20 protein-coding genes are annotated in these 26860 nt (G+C 66.5%); 11 read left to right on the forward strand and 9 right to left on the reverse strand.

Going from position 1 to position 26860, the window contains the following annotated elements; all coding sequences use genetic code 11:
- The first annotated feature begins 62 nt into the window (after positions 1-62).
- Complete coding sequence (locus tag VGK20_01090; GenBank protein ID HEY2772622.1) at positions 63-2855, forward strand: hypothetical protein; 2793 nt, start codon at positions 63-65, stop codon at positions 2853-2855.
- Entirely contained in the window at positions 2783-4006 is a 1224-nt protein-coding gene (locus VGK20_01095; GenBank protein HEY2772623.1) for an alpha/beta fold hydrolase, read from the forward strand. Before VGK20_01090 ends, VGK20_01095 begins: the two co-directional genes overlap by 73 nt.
- A gap of 21 nt (positions 4007-4027) precedes the next feature.
- Here VGK20_01095 and VGK20_01100 read toward each other — a convergent pair whose 3' ends face one another.
- Positions 4028-4678, reverse strand: a complete 651-nt coding sequence (locus VGK20_01100; GenBank protein HEY2772624.1) for a TetR/AcrR family transcriptional regulator C-terminal domain-containing protein — start codon at positions 4676-4678, stop codon at positions 4028-4030.
- A 146-nt stretch (positions 4679-4824) separates the two neighbouring features.
- Between VGK20_01100 and VGK20_01105 the strand changes: the two genes are divergently transcribed.
- Positions 4825-5649 carry a peroxiredoxin family protein gene (locus tag VGK20_01105; GenBank protein ID HEY2772625.1) on the forward strand — a complete coding sequence of 275 codons (825 nt, stop codon included), beginning with the start codon at positions 4825-4827 and terminating at the stop codon, positions 5647-5649.
- Positions 5650-5734: 85 nt separating this feature from the next.
- Positions 5735-6595, forward strand: a complete 861-nt coding sequence (locus VGK20_01110) for an IS1595 family transposase (GenBank protein ID HEY2772626.1) — start codon at positions 5735-5737, stop codon at positions 6593-6595.
- 140 nt (positions 6596-6735) lie between these two features.
- Here VGK20_01110 and VGK20_01115 read toward each other — a convergent pair whose 3' ends face one another.
- Entirely contained in the window at positions 6736-7497 is a 762-nt protein-coding gene (locus VGK20_01115; GenBank protein ID HEY2772627.1) for a hypothetical protein, read from the reverse strand.
- Between the two features lie 240 nt (positions 7498-7737).
- Between VGK20_01115 and VGK20_01120 the strand changes: the two genes are divergently transcribed.
- The 3 genes from VGK20_01120 to VGK20_01130 all read left to right on the forward strand — a co-directional run bounded on the left by VGK20_01120 (position 7738) and on the right by VGK20_01130 (position 11373).
- Positions 7738-8163 (forward strand): MarR family winged helix-turn-helix transcriptional regulator, encoded by a 426-nt coding sequence (locus VGK20_01120; GenBank protein HEY2772628.1) that lies wholly within the window; start codon positions 7738-7740, stop codon positions 8161-8163.
- A gap of 116 nt (positions 8164-8279) precedes the next feature.
- Positions 8280-10679, forward strand: coding sequence for a molybdopterin-dependent oxidoreductase (locus VGK20_01125; GenBank protein ID HEY2772629.1), 2400 nt, complete (start codon positions 8280-8282; stop codon positions 10677-10679).
- Between the two features lie 25 nt (positions 10680-10704).
- Positions 10705-11373: a glutathione S-transferase N-terminal domain-containing protein gene (locus VGK20_01130; GenBank protein ID HEY2772630.1), complete on the forward strand. Its 669-nt coding sequence runs from the start codon at positions 10705-10707 to the stop codon at positions 11371-11373.
- A gap of 51 nt (positions 11374-11424) precedes the next feature.
- Here VGK20_01130 and VGK20_01135 read toward each other — a convergent pair whose 3' ends face one another.
- The 7 genes from VGK20_01135 to VGK20_01165 form a co-directional block, all read right to left on the reverse strand.
- A complete protein-coding gene (locus VGK20_01135) occupies positions 11425-13461 on the reverse strand; it encodes an ELWxxDGT repeat protein (GenBank protein ID HEY2772631.1) in 2037 nt (678 codons plus the stop codon).
- A gap of 105 nt (positions 13462-13566) precedes the next feature.
- Positions 13567-14556, reverse strand: coding sequence for an aldo/keto reductase (locus VGK20_01140; GenBank protein HEY2772632.1), 990 nt, complete (start codon positions 14554-14556; stop codon positions 13567-13569).
- A 19-nt stretch (positions 14557-14575) separates the two neighbouring features.
- A complete protein-coding gene (locus tag VGK20_01145) occupies positions 14576-14836 on the reverse strand; it encodes a MoaD/ThiS family protein (protein ID HEY2772633.1) in 261 nt (86 codons plus the stop codon).
- Entirely contained in the window at positions 14836-15951 is a 1116-nt protein-coding gene (locus tag VGK20_01150; protein ID HEY2772634.1) for a glycosyl hydrolase, read from the reverse strand. The genes VGK20_01145 and VGK20_01150 overlap by 1 nt, the downstream gene beginning before the upstream one ends.
- Positions 15952-16030: 79 nt before the next feature.
- Positions 16031-18727: a hypothetical protein gene (locus VGK20_01155; protein HEY2772635.1), complete on the reverse strand. Its 2697-nt coding sequence runs from the start codon at positions 18725-18727 to the stop codon at positions 16031-16033.
- A 283-nt stretch (positions 18728-19010) separates the two neighbouring features.
- Positions 19011-21707: a hypothetical protein gene (locus VGK20_01160; protein HEY2772636.1), complete on the reverse strand. Its 2697-nt coding sequence runs from the start codon at positions 21705-21707 to the stop codon at positions 19011-19013.
- A gap of 330 nt (positions 21708-22037) precedes the next feature.
- Positions 22038-22658, reverse strand: a complete 621-nt coding sequence (locus VGK20_01165) for a TetR/AcrR family transcriptional regulator (GenBank protein HEY2772637.1) — start codon at positions 22656-22658, stop codon at positions 22038-22040.
- A 114-nt stretch (positions 22659-22772) separates the two neighbouring features.
- Between VGK20_01165 and VGK20_01170 the strand changes: the two genes are divergently transcribed.
- The 4 genes from VGK20_01170 (at position 22773) to lptG (ending at position 26844) form a co-directional block, all read left to right on the forward strand.
- The gene (locus tag VGK20_01170; GenBank protein HEY2772638.1) at positions 22773-23888 is read left to right on the forward strand and encodes an alkane 1-monooxygenase; all 1116 of its coding nucleotides are present in this window, start codon (positions 22773-22775) and stop codon (positions 23886-23888) included.
- Between the two features lie 120 nt (positions 23889-24008).
- Complete coding sequence (locus tag VGK20_01175) at positions 24009-24617, forward strand: DUF4833 domain-containing protein (protein ID HEY2772639.1); 609 nt, start codon at positions 24009-24011, stop codon at positions 24615-24617.
- Between the two features lie 5 nt (positions 24618-24622).
- On the forward strand, positions 24623-25774 hold the full coding sequence (gene lptF / locus VGK20_01180; GenBank protein ID HEY2772640.1) for an LPS export ABC transporter permease LptF: 1152 nt from the start codon (positions 24623-24625) through the stop codon (positions 25772-25774).
- Entirely contained in the window at positions 25771-26844 is a 1074-nt protein-coding gene (lptG, locus tag VGK20_01185) for an LPS export ABC transporter permease LptG (GenBank protein ID HEY2772641.1), read from the forward strand. Before lptF ends, lptG begins: the two co-directional genes overlap by 4 nt.
- Positions 26845-26860: the final 16 nt, after the last annotated feature.

The raw sequence follows: 26860 nt of genomic DNA on the forward strand, positions 1-26860 counted from the left end.
GGCGAGCCAGGCTGGACGAGGGGGGCCGACCGTCGCCGCGGCCGAAACGAGGGGAATGCTTCATGACTAGCAAACGGATCGGCGGCTTTGCGGCCGTGCTGTTCCCGATGATGCTGGCGCTGGCCTCACCGGCCGGCGCGACCAACGGCCAGAACTGCGGCTACCAGCAGATCTCCTGCGGCGACGTGAGCTGCTGCGGCGTCACCAATGGCGACGGCATGTCGATTCCCGACAACCACGTCGAGTGCTGGGGTAAGAACGATGCGCCCGACTTCGTCTCGACGCCGCCGCGTGCCTGCTCCGGCGCTCCCGCGACGACGTGCACCACCAACACCGACTGCTCGGCTCCAGGCGCCGGCACCTGCCTGACCATCAGCGTTTCGCAGGTAAGTGCGGGAAACTTCCAGAGCTGCGCCCTCAAGCCGACCGGCGGGATCCAGTGCTGGGGCAACAACAGTTACGACCAGATCACCAACACACCGACCGCGACGACGTTCACCCAGGTTTCTTCCGGCGCCGACTTCATCTGCGCGCTTCACGCCAACCGCACGGTCGAGTGCTGGGGCAACCCCGCCAACAGCGCTTCGTTTCCACCGGGCGGGAACTTCACTTCGATCGCCGCGGGAGAGTTCGACGCGTGCGGCGTGCACGACGACGGCACCATCCAGTGCTGGGGCCTGGATTCCGGCGGATCGATTTCCAACACGCCGACCGCCAGCGATTTCACCCAGGTCACGACCAGCAACGACCATGCCTGCGCGCTGCACAGCACCGGCGTCGTCGAGTGCTGGGGCGACGATTTGGACGGCGAAACCGTCGTGCCGCCAGGTACGTACAAGTCGGTGAGCACCGGCGAGGCGCATACCTGCGCGATCAAGAGCGACAACACGCTGGCGTGCTGGGGACGCAATGCCGACCTGGAATCGACTCCACCGTCCGGCCCGTTCCTGGCGCTCACGGCCGGCACCTACAACAACTGCGCGCTGCACCAGGACGACTCCGTCGTCTGCTGGGGCGACAACAACGACGGCCAGTCCACTCCGTATTCGCCGGCCGCGACCTGCGCCGTCTGCGGCAACAACATGGTTGAATCCGGCGAGGACTGCGATCCGCCCACCGGCGCCTGCTGCAACCCGGCCAACTGCCGATTCTACTCCGCCGGCGCTCACGTCTGTCGCGCGGCCACGGCCGGCTGCGATCCTGCCGAGCTCTGCACGGGCACCAGCACTGCCTGCCCGGCCGATACCGGAGCCGCGCCGATCAACACCGTGTGCCGAGCAGCCGGCGGATCCTGCGACACCGCCGAAGTGTGCAACGGCACCAGCCTCAATTGTCCGTCGGATACGGGGATCCTGCCGAACACGACGGTTTGCCGTCCTTCCGGCGGTGTCTGCGACATCGCGGAGAACTGCGACGGAACCCACGCCGCGTGCCCGGCCAACACGTTCAAGAGCGCGGCGACGCTGTGTCGCGCGTCTGCCGGAGTCTGCGACAACGCGGAGAACTGCACGGGCAGCACCGCCGCGTGTCCGGCCGACGGCTTCCAGGCCTCGACCGTCGCCTGCCGTCCCGGAAACGGCGTCTGCGACATCACCGAAAACTGCACGGGCAGCACCGCCGCCTGTCCGGCCGACGGCGTCCAGCCGACCAGCTTCGTCTGCCGCGCCGCCGGCGGCGTCTGCGACGGAGCCGAGAGCTGCGACGGCACCGGCAAAACCTGCCCCGCCAACGTCCTGAGTCCCGCGGGCACGATCTGCCGCCCGTCCACCGGTGGCTGCGATCCGGCCGAGACCTGCACCGGGCTGTCGACCATCTGCCCGATCGACCAGCTCGCGACGTCCGGAACCACCTGCCGCGGCGCAGCCGGATCCTGCGACAACGTCGAGGTCTGCTCGGGCTCGACTGCCGCCTGCCCCACGGATCAGTTCAAGCCGTCGACGACAACGTGCCGTGCGGCCGCCGGCACCTGCGACGTAGCCGAGAAATGCACCGGAGGCGCCGCGGCCTGTCCGGCCAACGCCTTCGCGGCGACGACCGTGGCGTGCAACGACAACCTGTTCTGCAACGGCACCGATCACTGCGACGGCAGCGGCGGTTGCAACGTGCACTCGGGCGACCCGTGTCCGGGCCCCAACGGGAACGCCAACTGCGTGGAGAGCTGCAGCGAGGCGAACGACAACTGCCTCGCCAACGATCCGAACGGCAGCGCCTGCTCCACCGGCGCGCTGTGCACCAGCGGCCAGACCTGCCAGAGCGGAACGTGCCAGGGCGGAGTGCCGAAAGACTGCGACGACGGCAACATCTGCACCGAGGACACCTGCGACAACAGCCAGGGCTGCTTGCATGGTCCGGCAGTCGCCAACACGTGCCTGACGGCCGGCAAGACGCAGATCGCGATCAAGACGGATCCGCCGCTGCTCAAGTGGCAGTGGAAGAAAGGCGACATGGTTGCGCCCGACCTGCTCGGACAACCCGACCAGACCACCGACTACGCGCTGTGCATCTTCGACCAGCACGGCGGAGTCACCACGCTCGTCGGGTCCTACGAAATCCCGGCCGGAACCGCGGGATGGAAGGTCAAGCCGGGCAAGCTCAAGTTCGTCAACAAGGACGCTGCGCCTGACGGAATCTACCTGCTCAAGGGCAAGGCCGGTGACGCCGGGGCGACGGGCATGGGAGTCAAGGGAGGAGGGACGATCACGCTGCCCACTCCTGCGTCGGCCGACCTGTATTTCTGGCACCAGCCGAGCCTGATCGCGCAGCTGCGCAACAGCGAAGGCGCGTGCTGGATCACCGAGTTCGCCGATATCGATTTCAAGAAGAACGAAGGCGACAAGGTGAAGGCCGTCAAATAGCGGCGACGATCGAAACGACGAAGATCGCTTTTGCCGAAGAGGATCTCGCCGATCTTCGGCGCAGGCTGGCGAGCGCGCGTTTTCCCGAATCCAGCCCGGAACCGGGATGGACCTCCGGCATCGATCTGGCGTGGCTGCGCGGGCTTCTCGCTTACTGGAAAGACGGATTCGACTGGCGCGCTGTCGAAGCGCGCCTCAATGCGTGGCCGCATCGCTTCGTCGAAGCCGGCCCGCTCCGCGTGCACGCGCTCGAGGCGCGATCCCGGCATGCCGATGCCCTGCCGCTGCTGATGATTCACGGCTGGCCGGGCTCGGTGCTCGAGTTCCTCGATGTGCTCGGTCCTCTCACCGATCCTGTCGCGCACGGCGGCGACGCGCGCGACGCGTTTCACGTCATCGCCCCGTCGATTCCCGGCTACGGGCTTTCCGAGGCGCCGCGCGAAGAGGGTTTCGACATCAAGGCGGTCGGCGAAACGATGGCCGCGGTGATGCACGCGCTCGGCTATGAACGCTACGGCGTGCAGGGCGGAGACTGGGGCGCGATCGCAGCGCCGTACGCCGCCGTGTTCGATCCCCGCGCCTGCATCGGGATTCACCTCAACATGGTGCTGGTACCTCGGCCGCCCGGCGGCGGCCCCGAGCTGACGCCGCGAGAGAAGGCGGCGATCGACGCGGCACGCCTCTACATGCAGACGGGAACCGCGTACCAGCGCGTGCAGGGCCTGGAACCGGGACTGATCGGCATCGCGCTCGACGACTCGCCGGCAGCGCTGTGCGCGTGGATCGTCTCGAAGATGCGTGCCTGGAGCGACTGCGGCGGAGACGTCGAATCCCGCTTCACTCGTGACGAGATTCTCGCCAACGTCACGTGGTACTGGCTCACGCGCAGCGCCGCCAGCTCGGTGCGCCTGTATCACGAGTCGATCAAGAGCGGCCGCTTTCGCGGCAACGATTCGCGCGTCGAGACGCCCACCGGCTGCGCGATCTTTCCGCGCGAAATCTTCTGTCCGCCGCGCTCCTGGGTGGAGCGCATCTACAACGTCACGCGATGGACGGAGATGAAGTCGGGCGGGCATTTCGCAGCGATGGAAGAACCGCAGGCGCTCGTCGACGACGTGCGCGCCTTCTTCCGCCCACTGCGGCAGAGTTGAGCCGGGAGCTCTCCGCGGCGCTCACGATCGGCGAGCTCCATCCGTTTCCAGCCCCGCGATCAGAATGTCGAGACCTTGCGCGAACTCGCGCTCCGGACTGCTGCGCCTGGCTGCGGTTGCGATCTCGACGAGGCCCGCGAAGCGCTGCTTCGGAAGGGCTCGCATGCGCTCGATCACTTCTGCGGAAGGCTCGCCGGCGCGCAGCGCCAGCGGTCCGGCCAGTTCCACCTGCGCAAAACCCATCACCATCGCGGTGACGGCGCGAAACGCGACGAGCAGGCGCTGACGCGACCTTCGGCTGCGCGCCAGCGCAGCCAGCAGCGCTTCGGACAATTCAAGGGTCCCTCGCGACCGGCTCCGGCGCACGAGGATCAGCGGGATCGCGGCCGGATGGGCGCGCACGGCTCTCCACATCGCGGTCGCAAGGTCTCTTACCTCGTCCTGCCAGCGCTCGCGTGCGCGCGACGGCCGCCGAACGCCGGTCAGCACCGCATCGACGACGAGCGCTTCGAGATCGGCACGATCCTCGACGTGGTTGTAGAGCGTCATCGGCGCGGTACCGACGGCGTCGGCCAGCGCTCGCATCGTCAGGCCCTCGAGCCCGTGCGCATCGACGAGCGCGAGCGCCGCCGACTGCAGCCGCTCACGCGAGATCTTCGGTGGTCGTCCCATGGCCTGGCCGGCGTTGCCGTCCTCCCCTCTTGATCTTGACCCTCTTGATCTTGACCCGGGCTTCATTTACGTACACCGTACGTTTATTGCAAACGCGGGAACCTGCGTTTCCCGCCGCGACCATGCTTTCCCGAAAGGAGAACCCGATGGCCGGATCGTCGCTGTGCCTGCTTGCCGTTACCCTCGTCGCGCTCCCCGGGGCGCGCTGGCTGTACCTGATGCGCCGCGTACGCATCCCGAAAGACCGCAGGCTGTTCCTCGCGAGCAATGCAGCCGCGGCCGTGTGCGGCATCGCCGCACTTGCCACGGATGCGAGTCCTTTCACGAAGGCGGGTGCCGGCGTGGCTGTCGTCGCTGCACTGGCGTTCCTCGCGCTCAACGCGGCGAGCGGACAGGCGCGGGGCGAACCCGCCGTCCGCGTCGGCGACGCGATGCTCGAGTTCGACTCTTGCGACGACGACGGCCGGCCGTTCTCGACGACGCTCCTTGGCGGCCGTCCTTACGTCGTCAAGTTCTTCCGCGGCCACTGGTGCCCCTATTGCGTGGCCGAGCTCGCGCGCTGGAAGGAAATGCAGCCGCTGCTCGACCGCTTCGACGTCGCGGTCGTCACCGTCTGCGCGGATACGGCGGACAAGATTCGCTCCGGACGCCACAGGCATGGCCTTGGTGCCATCATGCTCGCCGACCCGGATCTTCGCGTGACCGACCTGTTCGGCCTGCGCAACCCGCGCGGCTTCGCTCTGAAGTCGGGGATCATCGTCCCGCTGCCGATCCCGACGACGATCCTCGTCGACGCTCGCGGGATCGTGCGCTGGATCGACCAGGCCGACGACTACATGACCAGATCGGAGCCGTCGCGCGTGATGGAGGCGCTCGGCGAAGCCCTCGGCGCACCCACCCCGCGCGGCCCCCGCGGCCGCACAGAAGCCGGCACTGTGTCCGCCGACGCTCCGGTGCCGCTAAGTGCCTGAGCCGCCACGCGGGCGCACTCGCCCGTCATCGCGAGGCGATTATGCTCTACTTGACACCAGCCGGAATCGGGGCTATAAGTAGGGCATGACGTACAAGCAGCTAGAGAAACGCTTCCCCACCGAAGAAGCCTGTCTCGACTATCTTGTCTCGATGCGTTGGAAGAACGGCGTGGTTTGCCCACGCTGCGACAACGCCAAGGTGTACGCGCTCGCCAAGCCATACCGCTGGGTTTGCAAGGCGTGTGCGAAGAACGGCTACCGCTTCTCGCCTCTCGCGGGCACGATCTTCGAGAACACGAACATCAAACTGCGCACGTGGTTCCAAGTCATTTTCTACATGTCCCAGAGTAAGAAGGGCATGAGTGCGCTACAGGTCCACCGGATGATAGGAACGGGCAGCTATCGCTCTGCATGGTACATGTGCCATCGCATCCGTGCGGCGATGCAGGACCCCACCTTTCGCCGCCTGGCTGGTGTGGTCGAAGTAGATGAAACCTACGTGGGCGGCGACGATAGGAACCGCCACATGGGCAAGAAGAAGGGGCGCGGAGCCAAGACTGCGGTCATCGGCGCTATTGCTCGCAAGGGAAACGTCGTCTGCAAGGTCATCGAGGAAACCGACAAGAAGACCATGCAGGACTTCGTGAAGCGGACTGTGAGCCCAAAGGTGTCACTGATCGCGAGTGACGACCATACGAATTATTCGCAGTTGGATAGGCTTGGATTCCAGCATGAGTCGGTTGTTCACTCACGCGGCGAGTACGTGCGAGGCGTGGTCCACACCTCCAATCTCGATTCGTTCTGGTCGCTCGTGAAGCGGGGTATCGTGGGCTCGTTCCACAATGTCTCGAAGGAATACCTGCCGCTCTACCTCAACGAGTTCAGTTTCCGACATAACCACCGGGACGATGCGATGATCTTTGATAAGATCGTAGCAGGATGCTGAGAACGCGGCCGTGGCAAAGAAGAAATCGAAAGCCAAAAGCTCCCGCGTTCCAGCAACGAAAGAGCCCAAACCGGAAAAGCGCGAGCGATTGAAACCTATATCGCTCGCGCCTCTGACGTTCGATGGGGCAATGGAGGCGATTATTCTAGGCTCGGCGCGGAAGAAGTCGGACCCGTAAGATCGCTAGCTAAATTTAGTTGCGTCCATCCCCATGTATACATCCGAAGAACGAGTCGCGTCATAAGCGCAGCCTCAGGGACATCCGTGGGGAGTATTCGGAGAAATATTGTTACCGGATCAGGACCCTCTTCATCGCCGTGCATTCGCACCCACGCATGTCGCACGTTACCCGGAAAGGCGTCGGCAGTGAGCACTTTGAATTTTGTACCGACAAACTCGGGCGCCGTCGTATCGAAGAGGTCTTGCGTGCCCTTTGGAATAAGTTCGCTAGCCGAAATAAGTAGATCCTCGAAATGATTTGTTCCTATATGGATTGCTGTTTCGTTGGTTCCACGCCAGCGAGCCTTACACCGAATCTGGCCGCCATCCTTCAGTCTAAATCCCAAATGCGCCGTGAAGGTATCCGGCTTTCCGTCGTTATGAATGGTTACAAACGTTTCTTGCACGATCTGACCAGGATCAGCGGCAGTGATTCGTAGTCGAGGGCCACGCCAAAGCCGTACACGATCGCGGAGATCTAACGCGGCAAGGAAGATTGCTAGAACGACAGCTACGGTGCAGAGGCCGATGACCACCGCAACAGGGGCTGGCTGTTCCGCAAGATAGGCCCAAGCGGCCATCGCTAAACCAGCCGCACCGGACAGGATCGGGGCAAGCGTGGTCCAATTCTGGAACCACGCGGATGCGAAGCCACCCAGCCGTTCGATGATTCGGTTGGCCATCCCGCCTGCTCTACCAGCCTTTCGCGCCTGAGGCTCCCCGCACTTGCAAGCTTGTACCTACAAGCGATATTCCCCTGACGCGGCGCATCGTTAGGCTTCTGCCCGTTCGGGCCCTTGGTGTCAAGTCCAGCATAATCGCCCATCGCGACCGATTGACGCCCGCCGCGGTTTGGTTGTACGTACAACCATATGCCCGGCCCCGACACCCTCGGCCCCTGCGCCTGCTATCGCGCCCGCAGCATGGCGCGCGCGATCACCGGCCTCTACGACGAGACGCTGGACGAGAGCGGACTGCGCGCGACGCAGCTCGCGATCCTGGCGGCGATCCGCCAGCACGGTGCCGTCAGCATGCAGGTGCTGGCTGCCGAGCTGGACATCGATCCGAGCACGATGACGCGCACGCTGCTTCCGATGGAGCGCGAAGGGTACGTCGCGTCGGAGCAAGGCGAGGACCGCCGCGTTCGCGAGCTGGTGCTGACCGCCAAGGGGCATCGAAAGCTCGCCGAAGCCGGGCGCCTGTGGGCGAAGGCCCAGGAGAGACTGCGCCTCAAGATCGGCAGCGAGCGGTTCGAACGGCTGCTCGAGGACATGGACGAGGTGCTCACCGCGCTGCGCGAGACCGAACCCGAGCAGGTCAAAGCGGGGCAAGAAGCAGACAGCGAATAGTTGCACGCACAAGGATTGCGACGCGACCCCCGCCGTCGCGGGCGCGCAGTCGCTCCAGCATCGCATGTCCTGGCGCAGTGGCACAGCACGACGACAGCAAGGAGAGAATGATGGGAATGACGAGCACTATGAGCACGACGAGCATGACGACCGCTGTCCACCCCTCGGTTTCGTCCACGCCGATCCCGCGAGACGCCAAGGACCTCGCAACCGTCTGCGTGCTGTGCAGCCACAACTGCGGCATTCGCGTCGACGTTGCCGACAACCGCATCGTCGCCGTCCGGCCCGACAAGACGAGCCCGATCACTGCGGGGTACATCTGCAACAAGGCGGTCACCGTCGTGAACTATGCGCACCACGAGCAGAGGCTGGACCACCCGCTGAGACGCCGCGCCGACGGCACCTTCGAGCGCATCGACTGGGACACCGCCGTCTCGGAAATTGCCGCGAAGCTGACGCAGGTCCGGCGCGACCACGGCGGGCGCGCGATCGGCCTGGTCGGCATCGGCGGGCAGGCCAACCACCTCGACGGGCCGTGGGCGCTTTCGTTCCTCAAGTCGGTCGGCTCGCGGCGCTGGTTCAACGCGTACGGCCAGGAGAAAACGCAGCACAATCTCGTGGACTTCTGGATGCTGGACGCTCCACCGGCGGCCTTCATGCACGCCGACCTCGCGCGCACCAAGTACCTGCTCGTGCTCGGCACCAACCCGAAGATCAGCAACCGCGGCCACAACGCGAACGAGTATTTCAAGAAAGCCGGCGGCGGCGAGCGCAAGATCGTCGTGCTCGATCCGCGCGTCACCGAGACGACGAAGACCGCCGACCAGCACCTTCGCGTGCGGCCCGGCGGCGACGTCTATTTCCTTGCCGCGATGGCGGCCGCGATCGTGCAGCGCGAGCTGTACGACAGCGTATTCGTCGAGCAGCGCACCTCCGGCTTCGCCGAGCTGCGCGACGCGCTCGCGTCGATCGACATCGACGAGATGGCTTCGCGCGCCGGCCTCGACGCGGCCGCGATCCTTGCGGTGGCCGAGGAGTTCGCGTGCGCCGAGTCCGCGTCCGTGCTGTGGGACCTCGGCGTCGAAATGACGCCGTTCTCGACGCTGATCTCCTATCTCATCCGCGTCGTCTCGACGCTGACGGGCAATCTCGGCAGAAGCGGCGGCAACGTCTTCTATGCGATCTTCCAGCCGAGCGACCGCAGCGACAACCGCTTCGAGGAGCCCGAACGGGCGCTGGCGTCGGGGATCCAGGCGATTCGCGCGCTCGGCAACGCCGCGATGTTCTCGCCGACGCTGGTTCCCGAGGAGGTGATGCTCGACCACCCGGAGCGCCTGCGCGCGCTGGTCGTCGAGTCGTCCAATCCGTTCCTTTCATACTCGGACACCGGGGCCTGGCGCGAGGCGAGGGAAAAGCTCGACCTTCTCGTCGTCATCGACACGTCGATGACGGAGACGGCGCGCGTGGCCGACTACGTGCTGCCGGCGCCGTGCGGCTACGAGAAATGGGAGTCGGCGCTGTTTCCCAAGGGGTATCCGCAGATTCCGGTGCAGCTTCGCCCGCCGGTGATCGCGGGGCCGGCCGAAGCGCTGCCCGAAGCGGAGATCTACATGCGCATCCTCGAAGCGATGGGACTGCTGCTGGCGGTTCCCGAGGAGCTCGCGAGCCTGGCGCCGCTGGCCTCGACGGCCGAAGGGCGCGGCTTCTTCCTGATGACGGCGATGGGGCAGGCTCCGGCGGTTGCCGCTGCGGGCCTCGACGTCGAGACGCAGCTGCTCGCGTGGGGCTATCGCGTGCTTGGCCCCGCGCTGCCGGCTCCGGGCCTGGTCGCGGTGTATTTGCTGTCCCAGAAGAACGCGATGTCGCGCCCCGACGACATCGTGCGCGCGCTCGGTGCGCAGTGGGAAGGAAAGAGCGCTTTCGAGCTCGGTGAGGAGATCTTCCGCCTGATGCTCGCGCATCCGGAAGGTGTCACGATCGCGGCGCTGGATCCGGATCGCAATTTCGAGGCACACGTCGGCTGGGAAGACGGGCGCGTGCGCCTTGCCGTTCCCGAAATGCTCGGCGAGCTCGAAAGGGCGATCGTGACGCCGCGCGAGGATCGCGATTATCCGTACGTTCTTTCCAACGGCCTGAGGACTCGCTGGACGGCGAACACGATCCAGCGCGATCCGTCATGGCGCAAGGGCAGCGGACCTCACTGTCCGCTGAGCGTTCATCCGGAGGATGCCGCGGCGCTCGGGATCGGCGAAGGAGACCGCGCGACGCTGACGACCAATCGCGGCAGCGTCGTGATGCCGGTCGCGCTCGACGACAGGCTGCGGCGCGGCCAGGTCGCTATGCCGAATGGGTTCGGCATGATCACCGGCTACGACGAGCAAGGTCGCGCGATCCACGACGGGATCAACGGCAACGAGCTGACCGACGTCGCCGACCGCGACCCGTTCACCGGCATCCCGCACCACCGTTTCGTGCGCTGCCGCGTCGAGAAAACCGCGGCAGCCGCGGCGGCCTGAGATCCCGGGAAAAAGGACCAGCACAATGATCGACCTGTACACTTCGCAGACTCCCAACGGCTGGAAAGCCTCGATCATGCTCGAGGAGATCGGCATTCCCTACGAGGTGCATCCGATCAACCTCGGCGCCGGCGACCAGAAGAAGCCCGAGTACCTGCTGATCAATCCGAACGGCCGGATCCCGACCATCGTCGATCGCGACGAAGGCAACTTCGCGGTGTTCGAGTCCGGTGCGATCCTCGTCTATCTGGCCGAAAAGACCGGCAAGCTGATGCCGGCCGACCGTCGCGGACGATCGACGGTGATGCAGTGGGTGATGTTCCAGATGGGAGGCATCGGCCCGATGCAGGGCCAGGCCAACGTGTTCTTCCGTTATTTCCCCGAAAAGCTCCCGTCGGTGATCTCGCGCTACCACAACGAGACCAAGCGCCTGTACGAAGTGCTCGAGAAGCGCCTGGAGGGCCGCGAGTTCCTCTGCGACGACTACTCGATCGCCGACATCGCCACCTGGCCGTGGGTGCGCATCCACGCGTGGGCCGGAATCGAGATCGACGACCTGCCGAACGTGCAGCAATGGATCGAGAGGATCGCTGCGCGGCCCGCGGTCCAGCGCGGCGTCGAGATCCCGAAGCCGCAGGCGCAAAGAACCGACGACGACGTCGTCAAAGCCGCCCAGAGCATCCTGCAGAGATGAAAGTGGAGATTGGGGACAGGCACCAGGTCGCTGGTGCCTGTCCCCATTTCATCAGAACAGCGGATTGCGGCAGTACGCCGACGAGCTGTCGCTCGTGTTGGCCTGCGTGACGATCGCGTCGCGCACCTCGGAAGCCTGCACGCACGAAGCGCATCCGGTGAGCGCTCCCGCGGCGCTCTCGAAATTCCCTACCGCCGTTGCCTGGCAGGCTGCCAGGTCGAATGTCGTCGACGTCACCGACGCCGCACCCTTTCTGGCGTTGCACGTCAGCACCGCCTTCGACAACGAGCCGGCCAGCTTGGCCAGGCCGTCCGAGCAAGCCTGGGTGGCCGCCGTCGGCACGTAGCCGCCGAAACCGTCTCCTTGCGCAGTGGCGCTGGCCGCATCGCAGTAAATCACACCCGCGAGCGCATCGACCTCGGCCTCCGCGGCATTCGCGCGGCTCTCGATGTCGCCGCTGCCGAAGCAGCCCGGGATGCACGTGGGCTCTTTCAGCGCGAGCGACGAGAGACTGCCGAGGAAGCGGTAGCGCGCGACGTCCTCGCAGGCCTGGCCTTCGTAGGTCGAGCCCTTGAATAGTGCCGAGCTGTTCTTCGCGAGGCACTTGCGGTCGGAAGCCAGCAGCTTGGACGTCAGCTTGCCGAGACTCGCGTCGCACTTGCCGGCATCGGAGTCCGCCGGCGCGCATCCCGGAAGGAGCGGGTCGATTTCGCTGCAGAGTGAGAAGCTCCACAGCTCAACCCCGTTGCTGCCGTCGTCCGCGTTGAAGAAGAGCTTGCCTGCAACCGCCGTGAGGCCGGATGGGAAGGAATCGACGGCGCCGGGCTGGATGTCCTGCACGAGCGCGGTGCCGGCTGCCGTTCCGTCACTTCTCCACAGCTCGCAACCGTCGGCGTCGCAGGCCTGGAAGAAGAGAGTCCCGTCGACGTTGGCGAGCTCGGACGGGAAGGAGTCGGTGGCCCCTGCGACGATGTCCTTGACGAGCAGCGTCCCCGCCTCTGTACCGTCGCTCTTCCACAGCTCGTTGCCGTGATCCGAGTCGGAGGCATCGAAGAACAGTGTTCCGTTGACGACGACGAGCCCGGAGTCGCCGCCCGGGAACGAGCTGCCGCCGGTCTCGATGTCTTTGACCAGGAAAGTACCGGCCGCCGTGCCGTCGCTGCGCCACAACTCGCGGCCGTTGGTCCCGTCGTTGGCCGCGAAATACGCGGTGCCGCCGAGGTTGACCATTCCGGTGCCGCCTGGCGACGACGACGAGGCCCCGGCGCGAATGTCCAGCACCATCACGGTGCCGGCGCCAGTGCCGTCGCTGCGCCAGAGCTCAGTGCCAACAACGCCGTCATTCGCTGAGAAAAGCAGGATTCCGCCGAGATCGACGAGGTGCGACGGGTTGGAGCCGACGCTCGCGTTGATGTCCTTGACCAGGGTCGCCGTCGATACTCCGTCCGACTTCCACAGCTCATTGCCGGTCGTGCCGTCATCGGCGGTAAAGAACAGCGTGCCGGCAACCAACGTAAGGTTGTGGGGATTCGACGAGCCGCTCGGATTGATGTCGGCGATGCGCGCCGTGCCGGCGCCTGTTCCGTCGCTGCGCCACAGCTCGGAGCCGGTGGTTCCGTCGTTCGCGGCGAAATACAGGTGGCCGTTGGCGGCAATCATCGACGACGGTGTGGAGTCGCCTCCGCCCGCACGGATGTCGGCAACCATCTGCGTGCCGGCAAGCGTTCCGTCGCTCTTCCACAGTTCGACACCGTCGGTGCCGTCGTCGGCGTCGAAATAGACATTGCCGCCGAGCACGACGAAGCCGGTGCTGTCGCCGGGATTGGAGTCCCCACCCGGATTGATGGCCTTCACCATCGAGGTGCCGCCGACAGTGCCGTCGCTCTTCCACAGCTGGACGCCGTTGGCTCCGTCGTCGGCAGCGAAGATCGCAACGCCGCCCAGATCGGCGAAAAAGGAAGGGTTGGAGTCGCTGCCGGGGTTGATGTTCACCAAGGTGGCGGCTGCGCCGGCGACAGCGGGACAGGTGAGCAGCAGAAGCGACGCCACGAGCGGCCGCAGCGCGGTCTCAATGCGAGTTTCGTACATGGTTCCCTCCTCGAACGTGCGATCGAGGCCGGGAGCATCAACCTTCGCCCATCGTCAATCAAGGGCAACGCTGATTCTCGGCGACAGCGGAACGGCCGCTGATTCTCAGCGGCCTATGGCCTGCATCATTGCCTCGGGATAGCGGAGGCCGGCGGCGACGCCTTTCGGCGCGACTTCGTCGATGCGCGCCAGGTCGCCGGCCGTCAGCTTCACGTCGGCTGCCGCCGCGTTCTCCTCGAGGTACTTGCGACGCTTGGTTCCGGGAATCGGCACGATGTCCGGTCCTTGGGCGAGCACCCACGCCAGCGCGAGCTGGGACGGCGTGCATCGCTTACTCGCAGCGATCTGGCCGATGCGGGCGACGAGGTCGAGGTTCTTCGCGAAATTGTCGCCCTGGAAGCGCGGCGAGAAGCGCCGGTAATCGTCGGCCGCAAGATCCTCGAAACGGCGGATCTGCCCCGTGAGGAAACCGCGGCCAAGAGGACTGTACGCGATGAACCCGATGCCCAGCTCGCGGCAGGTCGCGAGGACGTCGTCTTCCGGATCGCGGCTCCACAGCGAATACTCCGACTGCACGGAGGCGATCGGATGCACTGCGTGGGCACGCCGCAGCGTTGCGCTGCCCGCTTCCGACAGTCCGATGAAACGCGTCTTTCCCGCACGCACCAGATCGGCCATGGCACCGACGCTTTCTTCGATCGGCGTGGCCGGATCGACGCGGTGGAGCTGGTAGAGATCGACGTGATCGACGCCGAGCCGCTTCAGGCTTCCGTCGCAGGCCGCGCGAATGTAGTCGGGACGACCGTTGATGCCGCGCACGGTGCGATTGGCCGTGTCGCGTACGATGCCGCACTTGGTCGCGAGCACGACCGCGCGGCGGCGGCCGCGGATCGCGCGTCCGACGAGCTCCTCGTTCGTGAAAGGCCCGTACATGTCGGCGGTGTCGAGGAAGTCGACACCGATCTCGATGGCACGATGGATCGTCGCGATCGATTCGGCATCGTCGGTGATTCCGTAGAACTCCGACATGCCCATGCAGCCGAGGCCCATCGCGGAAACCTCGAGGCCGTTCCTGCCGAGCTTGCGTCTCTCCATCACTTCCTCCTTTTTCGATTCAGCCGCCGCTGAGCGCTCCTACGATCTGCACGACCGATGCCGCGCGCAGAGCCGTCGCAACGTCGCGGGCGGCCTCGCCGTCGACGAAGATGCGCACGTGGGGCCGCACTCTTTCCTGCTCGTCGATCACCCGGAAGCGGATGCCCGGATGAAGGCGGTCGAGGTCGTCGAGAAGCTCGGCGAGCGTCGAGCCCGATGCGTCGACGACGGCGGCGCCTGCCGTATACGAGCGAAGCATCGTCGGGACCATCACGCGCATCACGCTGGTCGCGCGGGAACGACGGAATAAATCTCGGGCAGGTGCGAAGCGATGGTGCGCCACGATTCGCCGCCGTCCCTGCTCGCCCACAGCTCGCCGCCGGTGGTGCCGAGGTAAAGACCCGGCGGGTCGAGCGCGTCGATCGCGAACGCCTGGCGCTTTACGGTGAACCAGGCCTGTTCGGCCGGAAATCCGTGGTCGAGCCTTTGCCACGAAACGCCTGCATCCTGGGTGCGGTAGACGGCAGGCCGGCCGCCGGGGCTGGTGCGCGGCCACACGTCGCTGCCGTCCATCGGGAACACCCACGCCGTATCGGCGTCTCGCGGATGCGCGACGATCGAGAAACCGATGTCGCCGACATCGGCAGGCATGTTGCGTCCGATGCGCTCCCAGGTGCGCGAAGGACGGTCGATGCGATAGATGCCGCAGTGGTTCTGCTGCCAGATGCGGTCGGGCCGCGTCGGCGCCAGTGCGAGGTAATGGGCATCCTGGCCGTACTCGGGGTACGGATCCGGCATGAAGTTCGCTTCGACGCCGCCGTTCAGGGGGGACCACGTCGCGGCGTAATCGAGGCTCTCGAAGACGCCCCCGCTGGAGGTCGCGACGTACATGTGTCGCGCCTCGCGCGGATCGATGACGATCTGGTTCAGCAGGGGGCCGTCGGGGGTGCCGGAATCTGCCGGCACCCATTTCGGGTACATCGGGTTGTCGTTCCAGCCCGCGACGCTCGTCCACGTGACGCCGTCGTCTTCACTGCGGAACAGGCCTGGCGGCGAAGATCCCGCCCACCAGACGCCGGGCTCCGATGTTGCGCCGGGCTCGATCCAGAACGTGTGGCTCACTGCGCGAGCCGAAGCGGAGTCCTGCGCCTTCGGGAACGCCGGAGGACGAGCTGCTTCCTTCCACGTACGGCCAAGATCCGTCGAACGGAAAATCGTTGGACCGAGATGCCCGGTCTTCGCAGCCATCAGCAGCGTGCGCCGACTGCGCGGGTCGAGCACGAGATGATTGACGACCTGTCCGAGGAAATGCGGACCGCTGACGCGCCAGCGCTGGCGCTCGTCGTCCCCGTGATAAATCCACGCGCCCTTGCGAGTGCCGACGAGAAGAATCACGTGCGCAAAATACGACGAAGCGGCCGGCGACGCTACGTCGCCGGCCGCTCCGGATGAAGGTGGCCTGGGTTCGCCCCGCCTACGGCACCGCAGGAATCGGCAGCACCGAGCAGATGCACGCGTTGCCCGAAGCTTCGCACAGGGAGCCGAGAGAACAGGTGCCCGCGCAGCCCGGTGCCGTCGCCTGAGAGCAGGTCGGCAAACCGAGGGACTGGCACGCGCAGCTGCTGCCCGACGCGACGCAGACCGATCCGACGTCGCAGGTTCCGCCGCACACCGGCGCGATGGCGGATCCGCAGGTCGGAGCCCCCGGGGAGCCGCACTCGCAGGTGCTGCCGACGTTCGTGCAGACCTCGCCGGTCGGGCACAGTCCTCCGCAAATCGGCGCGGAAGCCTCCGAGCACTGCGGAACGCCGGTGCAGGCGCAGACTCCGCTCGAGTTGGCACACGCCTCGCCGAGCGGGCACTGGCCGCCGCAGACCGGCGCAGCCGAATCGGCGCAGTTCTGCAGCAGCGGCATCGTCGTCGTCGTCGTCACGCCGGAGTTGTTGCAGTTCGCACCATCCGGGAACTGGTAGGCGATGCTCTCGTTGCTCTGGCAGCGGATGTCCGACGTGAAGTCGAGCACGATCTTGCCGGGACCGGGAAGTCCGGCCGCGAGGTTCACCGCCGGATTCGATGTCGGCGCGATGCAGAAGATCGCCGAGCTCGTGGGCGTCAGAGCATCGGCCTGGCCGTCGGCGAGGATCGGATTGGGGAAACAACGCCTCGTGTCCAGGATCGAGCAGGTGCCGGCGCTGTTGGCCGAACAGTCGCTGGCTTGCGTGCACGGAATGTACCCGCGTCCGTCCGGATGCGTCTTGCCGTCGCAGTACATGTCGACAGGTCCGGTGTGGCAGCGCCCCACGGGCTCTCCGTTCGTGGCCGCATCGCAGAGGAAGCCGTCGCACTCGTTTTCGTCGACACCGGCGCCGCCGCCGGCCGTGCAGGTGCCGGCGCCGGTTGCCGCGCAGTCGGCGTCCGAGAAGCATCCCTGGTTGCCGTTGCCGCTGCAGACGCGGCACGGGCAGTTCGCGCCGCCGGGCGTATCGCAGGGAAGCTGCGCGGTGACGCTCTGCGCGCCGGTGGACGACTTGAGGTCGATCAGCAGTCCCGCACCGCTGATGTTCGAAGTCGACGACGGCAGGCAGTCCCAGCTCGTCGGACCGAACGTCGCATGCACGCCGTTCACATCGCAGGCTCCGCCGCCAAGGCCGCTGCAGGTGCCACCTCGGATGCCGTCGTTCGGCACCGGGTCGCCATTGCACGTCGGGCACGGCGCGGTCGTGCTCGAGCCGAGGTAGACGATCGAAGCCAGGCTGAGGTGGTCGTGCCACTCGCCGGTTCTCAGGTTCATCGTGCCCGAGTAGTTGGAGCGAATGCGATTGACGACGCAGGCAGGCGTACCGCCGGAAGACAGCGCCAGCGGGGCGCCGAAGTAGCAGCGGCAAGTCGGGTCGGACGTCCCGCAGTGCGCGGGATCCGATCCGTCGATGACCGAGCACGTCTTGGTCGAATCCGACGTGCAGCGGCAGTTCGATGCCGGGCTTGCGGTGTTCGTGTTCAGCGTGATCGCGCAGTTCTGGCACTGGTCGTCGCAGGTCACGTTGATCGTGTCGTTGCTGAAGTCCGGGATGTCGACGTCGTCGGCCTGGCCCGACCAGCCGGTGCTGAGCGAAGTCTTCGAACCCGCCACGGTGCCGTACTTCGCATGGATCAGGCGGTGGATCGTCGCCGGCGCGCAACCGCCGGTGCCGGGCGCGTGGCAGCTGCACTCCGAGCCGTTGCTCATGCACTGGGTGCCGTTCGGGCAGGCGCCGTCACACTGCGGGAACGTCGAGCCGCAGGAATTGCCGGGCAGCGTCGTCGTCGGGCTGACGGTCGTGGTCGTGGTTACCGGCAGCGTCGTCGTCGTGTTGGCCGAGCCGTCCATCACGTACGAATCGCGCGACAGCGCCGAGCCGTGCTGGTCGGCGCTCAGCTTCGAGCAGGCGAGCAGGCTGGCTTCGTCATTGCCGCAGGCGTGCAGCTTGGAGAGGACTTCGGAAGAGAAGTTGCAGGCCGCGCCGACCTTGGCGAGGAACTTCTGGTCGGCCTTGGCGATGCGGCCGCGCGGATCGGAGCTGTTGCAGTCATACGCGGGCGAGGTGTCGGTCTGGTCCCTGGTGTTCTGGCAGCGGCGCAACTCCTGCAGTCGCGTACGCACGATGTTGGACGTGCCCTTGCCGATCTTGCCCTGGCACTTGAGCAGCGGGGCCAGCAGCCGCTCGGTCGGCTGTCCTTCGGCGTCGCTGGCGACCTTGCCGCCGTGGACCTCGGCCAGGGAGAGGATGCACTGGGCGACTTCGTCGAAGTTGTCGATGCCGTGGGTGGCGCCGCCATCGTCGGCAGTGGCGGCCGGCGGCGGGCAGGCGCTGTACTCGGACAGGAGGTCCTTCGAGAAAGTGCAGGCCGTCGTGATCGCGTTGGTCACATCGCTGCGAAGAGTCGCGAGCGTGTCGCTCGAGTCGGCGACGGCCACGGAGTTGCAGTCATCGCCGATCGGCCTCTCGCCGAGGCTCTGGCGTACGTGGCACGCGATGATGACCTTGCTCACTGCCGCCTCGTAGCTCGATGCGGCGCGGGCCACCGCGTCACGGCACCCGACCTCTGCCGAGTTGAGAGCAACGGCCGGCACCGGGACGGCAGCCAGCGCGCAGATCGTCGCAAGAAGGAAAAGTCGCTGCTGAATGCGCATCGGAAGGTCCTCCCGCTCGAAATCGTCGGCGCCGCTCGGTCCACGTGGGCCTCGGCGCGCCCCGAGTTCCGGCCGGGCACGTTGGCCAGACCAAGCCTCGAGCCGACCACTCCCGGATATGCTACTTACATAACCCTAAACAAGGGGTTTTGGAGGAAAATTTCCGGGGAACGCGAAACTGCGAGATTCCGGATTCGTGACGGATCGCACCGTCAGGTCCCCTTCCGGGGGTGCAGCCCTGACGGCGCGGGATTTGCCCAGACCGTTGCCGGCGCGGCATTGCTCACGGGGGCGTTGTCGGCAGCACCGAGCACTGGCAGGCATTGCCGTTCGCCTCGCACAGCGAACCCGCCGAACACGTTCCGGCGCAGCCGGGGGCGCTCGCCGAGGAGCACGTGGGCAGCCCGTCGGACACGCATCCGCAGGTGCTGCCGGAAGCGATGCACGTGAAGCCGACATCGCAAGTGCCACCGCAAGCCGGCGCGACCGCCGCTGAGCACGCGGGAACTCCTGCGGAGCCGCACTGGCAGGTACTGCCGATGTTCGTGCAGTTCTCACCGGTCGGGCAGAGCCCCCCGCAGATCGGCGCCGATGCCTCCGAGCACTGCGGCACGCCAGTGCAGACGCAGGTTCCCGACGAGTTGGCGCACGCTTCACCGACGGGGCAGGTGCCGCCGCAAGTCGGCGCGGCGGTATCTTCACACGGAACGATCGGCAGAGTCGTCGTCGTCGTGACACCCGAGTTCGCGCAGTTCGCGCCGTCGGGGAACTGGTAGGTGACGCTGTTGTTGCTCTGGCAGCGAATGTCGGAGGTATAGCTGAGCGTCAGATCGCCGGGCCCGGGCAGTCCCGACGCGATGTTGATCGCAGCGTTCGCGACCGGCGCGATGCAGAAGATCGACGAGCTCGTCGGATTGTACGTGTCGGAGACTCCCGTCTCGAGGATCGGATCCGGGAAGCAGCGTCTCAGGTCGATGACCGTGCAGTTGCCGGCGCCGCTCGTCGTCGCGCAGTCGGTGTTGTTCTGGCACGGGATGAAGCCGCGCCCGCCGGTCTCCGTGATGCCGTCGCAGTACTGGTCCACAGGACCGGTGTGGCAGTGGCCCACCGGCTCTCCATTCGTGGCCGCATCGCAGAGGAAGCCGTCGCACTCGTTGAGGTTGACTCCGGCTCCGCCTCCGTCGGTGCAGTTGCCTGATCCGGTCGCTGCGCAGTCGGCGTTCGTGAAACAGCCCTGGTTGCCGTTGCCGGTGCAGACGCGGCACGGGCAGTTCGTGCCGCTCGGCGTGTCGCAGGGAACCTCGGCGGTCACGCTCTGGGGCTCCGTCGACGATTTCAGATCGACCAGCAAGCCGGAACCGCTGATGTTCGCAGCGGCCTGGGGCATGCAGTCCCAGCTCGTGTCGCCGAACGTCGCGTGCACGCCGTTCACGTCGCAAGCGTTGCCGCCCTGGCTGCAGGTGCCGCCGCGGATGCCATCGTTCGGCGTCGGGTCGTTGTTGCAGGTGGGGCACGGCGCAGTCTTGCTGATCCCGAGGAAGACCGCGGAAATCAGATGGGCGTGGTCGTGCCACTCGCCGGTCCTCAGGTCCATCGTGCCGCTGTAATCCTGGGCGTTGCGGCTGATCACGCAGGCCGGCGTGCCCCCGGAGGACAGCGGCAGCGGCGCGCCGAAGTAGCAGCGGCAGGTCGGGTCCGTCGTTCCGCAGTGGGCGACGTCGGAGCCTTCGATGACCGAGCAGGTCTTGGTCGAATCCGACGCGCAGCGGCAGGTGGAAGCCGGATCGCCCGCATTCGTGTTGAGCGTAACCGCGCAGCTCTGGCACTGGTCGTCGCAGGTCACGTTGACCGTATCGTTGTTGAGATCGGGCACGTCGACGTCGTCGGCCTGGCCTGACCAGCCCGTGCTGAGCGAGGACTTCGAGCCGGGCACGAAGGCCTTCGAGTGGATCCGGCGGTGGATGGTCGCCGGCGCGCAGGCTCCGCTGCCAGCAGCGTGGCAGCTGCAATCCGAGCCGTTGCTCGTACAGACCGTGCCGTTCGGGCAGCTGCCGTCGCATTGCGGGAACGTCGAGCCGCAGGTGTTGGCGGGCAGCGTCGTCGTCGTTGCACCCTCGAGCGTCGTCGTCGTCTCCTGCAGCGTCGTCGTCGTGTTGGCCGAGCCGTCCATCACGTACGAGTCGCGCGCCAGCGCCGAGCCGTGCCGGTCCGCGCTGAAGCGGGCGCAGGTAAGAAGGCTCGCTTCGTCTTCGCCGCAGGCGTGCAGCTTGGAGAGCACTTCGGGAGAAAAGTTGCAGGCCTCGCCGACCTTCGCGAGGAACTTCTGGTCCGCTTTGGCGATGCGACCGCGTGGATCGGATCCCGCGCAGTCGTAGGCCGGTGAGCTGTCGCTCGCGTCCTTTTCGGCCTGGCAGCTGTCGGCTTCCTGCAGGTGCGCGCGCACGATGGCCGAAGTGCCCTTGCCGAGCCGGCCCTGGCACTTGAGCAACGGCTTGAGAAGAAGCTCGGACGGATGCCCCTGCGCGTCCTGGCCGAGCTTGCCGGAATGCGTTTCGGCAAGCGCGATGATGCACTGGGCAACCTCGTCGAAACTGTCGATGCCCTGGCTGGCGCCGCCGTCGTCGGCGGTTGCGGCCGGAGGCGGGCAGGAGCTGTACTCGGAGAGCAGATCGCGCGACGACTGGCCGCATGCTCTGTCGATTCCGTTGATGACATTGGCGCGCAGGCTGGACAGAGTGTCGCCGGAGTCGGCTACGGCGACGTTGTTGCAATCCTCGTCGAGCGATCGCTGTCCCGTGCCCTGCTGCATGTGACACGCGAGGATGAGCCTGCTCACGGCGGTCTCGTAGCTCGCTGCCGATCGCGCCACCTCGGCGCGACACGCAATGTCGGCGGAACTGATCGCCAGGGCAGTTGCCGGCGCGCCGGCCAGGACACCGATCACCGTCACAAGGACGAAACGCTGCTGCGGAATGCGCATCGGACGAGCCCTCCGGTCGGAACGCCGACCGGTCCATTGGGGCGGAGCGGGCGGGGGCGCCCCCGCAGCTCGCGCGGTCCGGCGCTGAAACCCCGATACGCTACTTACACGAAACTCAACAAGAGCCTGCGCGGGAAAGCGGCACGCGGATCAGTCCAGACGAACCCCTCTGCCTGGGGTGACGACGATTGCGGGGTGACGGCGCGCGAGCGAGGCGCAGCGCGACTGACATCAAAAACTGAGAGATTTCAAAAACTTGCCCGCCGCGCTGCGAGCCCGGTCACAAGTGTCGGAGTGCCCGCACGCCCGCTCGAGCCCAAAAGATTTTTCTCATCCGGGGGCCGCCGTACCTCCCCGCACGAGGCGGAGCACGGCATCGCGCATCTTCTCGAAGTGGAGGGGCACGCCGGTGTCGATGGCCGTGATCACTCCGAACGCCAGCACCGCAAGCAGCTCGGCGACCGCCGAGGCATCGACGTCGGGGCGAACGGAACCGGCCTGCTGGCCGCGCTCGACGACGAGGGCGACCCGCTCGGCAGCACCGGCCAGGAGTGTCACGAATCTCTTTTTCAGCAGCGGCGAGCGGGCGCAGGCGTCCAGCACCCGGTGGATCTCCATCGCCATTGCAGCGGGCCTGTGTCCGCTGACAGCAGCCCCCGACACGATGGCAGCGAAGCGCGTGATGGTCTCCTCGAGGTCGCTGGCCCCGTCCCCGGCGACGATGATGGCATCGAGGAAAGACCGGAAGACCTTCTCCATGACGGCTTCGAGGAAGTCGTCCCGGTCGCGGAAGTGGACGTAGAAAGCTCCGCGCGTGAAGCCCGCCCGGGCGCAGATGGAATCCAGGCTTGGCGCATCGAGCCCCCGCGCTGCGAATTCGGCCAGACCGGCGGCCACCAGGGCATCGCGGGTTTCCTGCTTCGAGGCAGCCCTGTCCTTGCTCACGGTCATCGGATCACCGGCTGCGAGGCTAATCTGGCCTGTCCCGAGGGGGTAACGGGTATTGACATACGCGTTCGTATGAAGGCAGCATCACTGCATACGATTTCGTATGTGAGACAGCCCATGGCCACACCCCTCACCATTCCTTCTATACCAATCCACGCGCTGGAGACCGTCCGTATCTGGACACTCCACCTTCTGTGCCTGGTGCTGCCGCTGACCTGCATCGCGTTCGGACTGACCGCGCCCCATCCATGGTGGGGCACCCTGCCGTTTGTTGCGGTGCTCACCGCGTCGATCGTGGCGGACATGCGTTCGCCGGCCGAGCGCCGCCAGCCCGACGTGACGATGCCCGGATGGCCATTCGACGGCGTGCTCTACGTGCTGGTGGCCGCGCAGCTGCTGAGCGTCGCCCTGGTGGTGCACATGATCGCCGTGGCCGGTTTCTGGCGCATCGACACGCTGGTCGGGATCCTTCTTGCCGGAGTCAATTCGGGCTATTCGGCCATCGTCGTCGCCCACGAGCTGATCCATCGAAAGGAGAAGCACTTCCAGTGGCTCGGACGCCTGCTGCTGGCCACCGCGCTCTACGATCACTTCGCGATCGAACACGTGCGCGGCCACCACGCGCGCGTCGGAACCTCGGAAGATCCCGCGACGGCCCGTTTTGGCGAAACTGCGCTGCAGTTCCTGCGTCGCACCGTGCCTGCCCAGTGGAAAAGCGCGTGGAAGCTCGAAATGCGGCGTCTTGGCGACGAATCCATGACGTGGAGCGATCGCCGCATGCTTTCCAATCGCATGCTGCACGGGATCGTCGCCGAGTGGAGCGTTCCGCTCGTGCTCGCGCTCGTGCTCGGAGCCGGCCCCGCCGTCGTCTACGTGCTGCAGGCCGCGCTCGCAGTGCGGCTGCTCGAGGCCGTCAACTACTTCGAGCATTACGGCCTGCAGCGGTCGGGCCGCCGCGTCGGCGCCACCGATTCGTGGGATACCGACTCGTGGTTCACGCTGTACACGCTGGTCGGGCTGTCGCGCCACGCCGACCACCATGCCAACGCGTCGAGGCCCTACCAGCAGCTTCGCTATTTCGACGACAGCCCGAAGCTGCGCTACGGCTACTTCGCAACGGTCTGCTGGCTGATGTTCCTCAACGCGAGCTTCCGCGCGGACATGGCAGGCCGCCTCGAGGAACACCGCCTCGGACCCTACGCAGAATCCGCCCGGGAAGCCCGGGCGGCCTGACGCTGCGGAGCGCCCGTCGCGCTCCACGCGTCTCCTTTCCTCGCGTCATCCGTCGCGGCGCCGCGCCGTCGCACCGCGGGCCGCGTGAAGTCGGCACTGCGGTGGGCTAGGGTGCCCTCAATGCGCGCGCGAATCGCCGCCGTCCGGGCCGGCATCCTCGGCTCGGGCCTGGCCGGGGCTGGCTTCGGGCGCCGGGGCCTTGTCCGCGGCGCGGCACCGGCCTTCGTTGCCGCCGCAGCGGTAGTCATGGCTCTCGCCCCCGCTGCCGGCGCCGCGACCACCGGATCGGTGTTCCACATCGACCGCAACAAGAACCGCAACCAGGTGCACTACGGCATCCACGTCGACGACAAGTGCCGCCCGGTAGGCAGCGACCCCGTCTACAACTACTGGCTCAAGCGCGAGCACGATCCGGCCGTCACCGAGCCGCTGCGGATGTTCCAGCAGGCGGCCTATGGCTTCCAGAAACAGCAGGTCGAGGACGACGGGCGCATCGAGCTGAGGCTGCGCGCCCTGCCCGATCACCAGCTCGTCGTCCGCGTCGCAACGGTCAGCGGAGGCTGCAAGGTCGAAACGTTCGCGACCATCGACGGGCAGCAGGCGTATCTCGACAAGGTATTCGTGTTCGCCGACGACGGGATCTTCGTGCCGACCCTTCGCTACGTCGAGCTGTACGGGCACAGCAACGACGGGCATGCCGTGTACGAGAAAATCACGGTGGATCGCTGACCGGCATGGGACGTACCCTCAAGCGTTATGTCCTTCGCGAGGTTTCCGCGGCCTTCGTCGCGGCCGTCAGCCTGGCGGTTTCGGTGCTGTTCGTGCTGCGCATCGTCGAGTTCGTCGATCTCGCGTTCGCGCGCGGGGTGCCGGCGCGGCTGGTCGGCGCGCTGGCCGGGTTCATCGTCCCGTCGTACCTCGAGGTCGCGATCCCGATGGGGGCGCTGCTCGCCGTCGTCGTGGTCTTCGCTCGCCTCGGCAGCGACGGCGAGCTTCTCGCGCTGCGCGCGTCGGGGCTCGCGCTCGGCCAGCTCGCGGCGCCGCTGGTAACGTTCAGCATCGCCATCGCGGTCGTCAGCCTGTTGCTCGGCGTCTGGGCGAGGCCCTGGGCCAACCGCGGCATCGACTCGACCACCTATCAAATGGCGCGCACGCGCCTGACGGCCTCCTTGCGGGAGGGAGTCTTCAATACCTGGTTCGGCGGCGTCATCCTGTTCGTCGACCAGCTCGACGCGAAATCGGGGACGATGCACGACGTGATGCTGGCCGAGGAGCGCGAGGAGTTCGGGCGCAAGACGATCTTCGCGAGCGACGGCCGCGTCGAGTCGAACGAAGACGCACGTACCGCCTACCTCGCGCTGACCAACGGCAGCCTGCTGACGTACCATCCGAGCGGCAAGTACCAGGACAAGACCGACTTCGACTCCCTGGAAATGAACCTCGATCTCGGGGAAGACGAAGGCCTCGACCCGATGAGCCACGGCGGACCGCCTGCGATGAGCCTGCAGGCGCTTCTCGACCTGCGCCGCGAGCACCTCGAGCACGGCGAGAGCCCGATCGAGGAAGACATCGAGCTGCAGCGCAAGCTCGTGCTGCCGGCGGCGGCGCTGCTGCTCCCGTTCATCGGCGTGCCGCTCGGTGCGATGGGCAGGCGTGGCGTCAAGTCGCGCGGCCTGCTGCTGAGCACCATCATCGTGCTGCTGTACTACCTGGCGCTGACCGTGTCGGTGACGCTCGCGCGCGAACAGGTCGTCCCCACTCCGGTGGCCATGTGGCTGCCCGACGCGATGCTCGCGATGCTCGCCGTCGCGCTGTATCGCCGCGCGGCCTCCGAGAGCCGCACCCTGGTACCGGCGTGGCTGCCCGGGCTGAGGCACCGAGCGTGAACCTGCTGTCGCGCTACATCGTCGGCATCTACCTGCGCACCTTCCTGCTCTGCATGGTCGGTGCGACGGGCCTGCTGCTCATCGTCGAATTCTTCACGCGCATCGGCGACTTCGCGTCCTACAACTCGCAGCCGTCCCTGGTTGCCGCGTATTTCGCGCTGAAAATCCCGACCTGGCTCGATGACGTCTACCCCGCAGCGTCGCTGCTCGCCGTTCTTCTCGGCGTCGGCAGCCTCGTTCGAAGCAACGAGATCCAGGCGATGCGCTCCTGCGGCATCAGCGTGCTGCGCCTGTCGCTGCCGCTGGTGCTGACGACGGCCGCGCTGAGCGTCGTCGCGCTGGTCTGGAGCGAGGTCGTCGTTCCGCCGTCGGCGGCGCGGGCGCGCACGATCAAGGACATCGACATCAAGAGCATGGCCTCGCGGGGACAGCTCGATGCAACGTCGCTGTGGCTGCAGGTGCCCGGCGGCTTCCTCAACATCGACTACTTCGATGCGACCAACAACGAGCTCGAAGGCATCACGCTGCACGCGGTGGACGACAAGTTCCACCTGACGAGCCTGATCGAAATTCCCAAGGCGAGCTGGAAGAGCGGCCGCTGGCAATACGACGACGGCACGCTGCGGCGTTTCGCTCCCGACGGAAGCTTCACGTACGAGCCGCTCGCCGAGCGCAACGTCGACCTCGGCGGGACACCGGAAGAATTCCGCAGGAAATCGCCGAAGGCCGACGAGTTCACGATACGCCAGCTCGCCGAGCGCGTGCGCACTCTCGAAGCCAAGGGACTCGATCCGGCCGGATTCGAGACCGACCTGCAGTTCAAGTTCGCACTGCCGCTTTCCGGCATCATCACGGTGCTGATCGGGTTGCCGCTGGCCATTCGCGGCAATCCGCGCTCGGGCTCGGCCCAGCACATCGGCACCGGCATGGGCATGTGCTTTCTCTACTGGCTGACGCAGGCCCTGACGGTGGCGGCCGGACACGGCGGGTCGCTGCCGCCGGTGGCTGCAGCGTGGTCGGCCAATGCGTTGTTCCTCCTGGTCGGAGGGTTGCTGGCGCTCAGGAACTGAAAGACGCGCTCGCCGC

Source organism: Candidatus Binatia bacterium (assembly GCA_036493895.1).
Taxonomy (GTDB): Bacteria; Desulfobacterota; Binatia; order UBA1149; family CAITLU01; genus DATNBU01.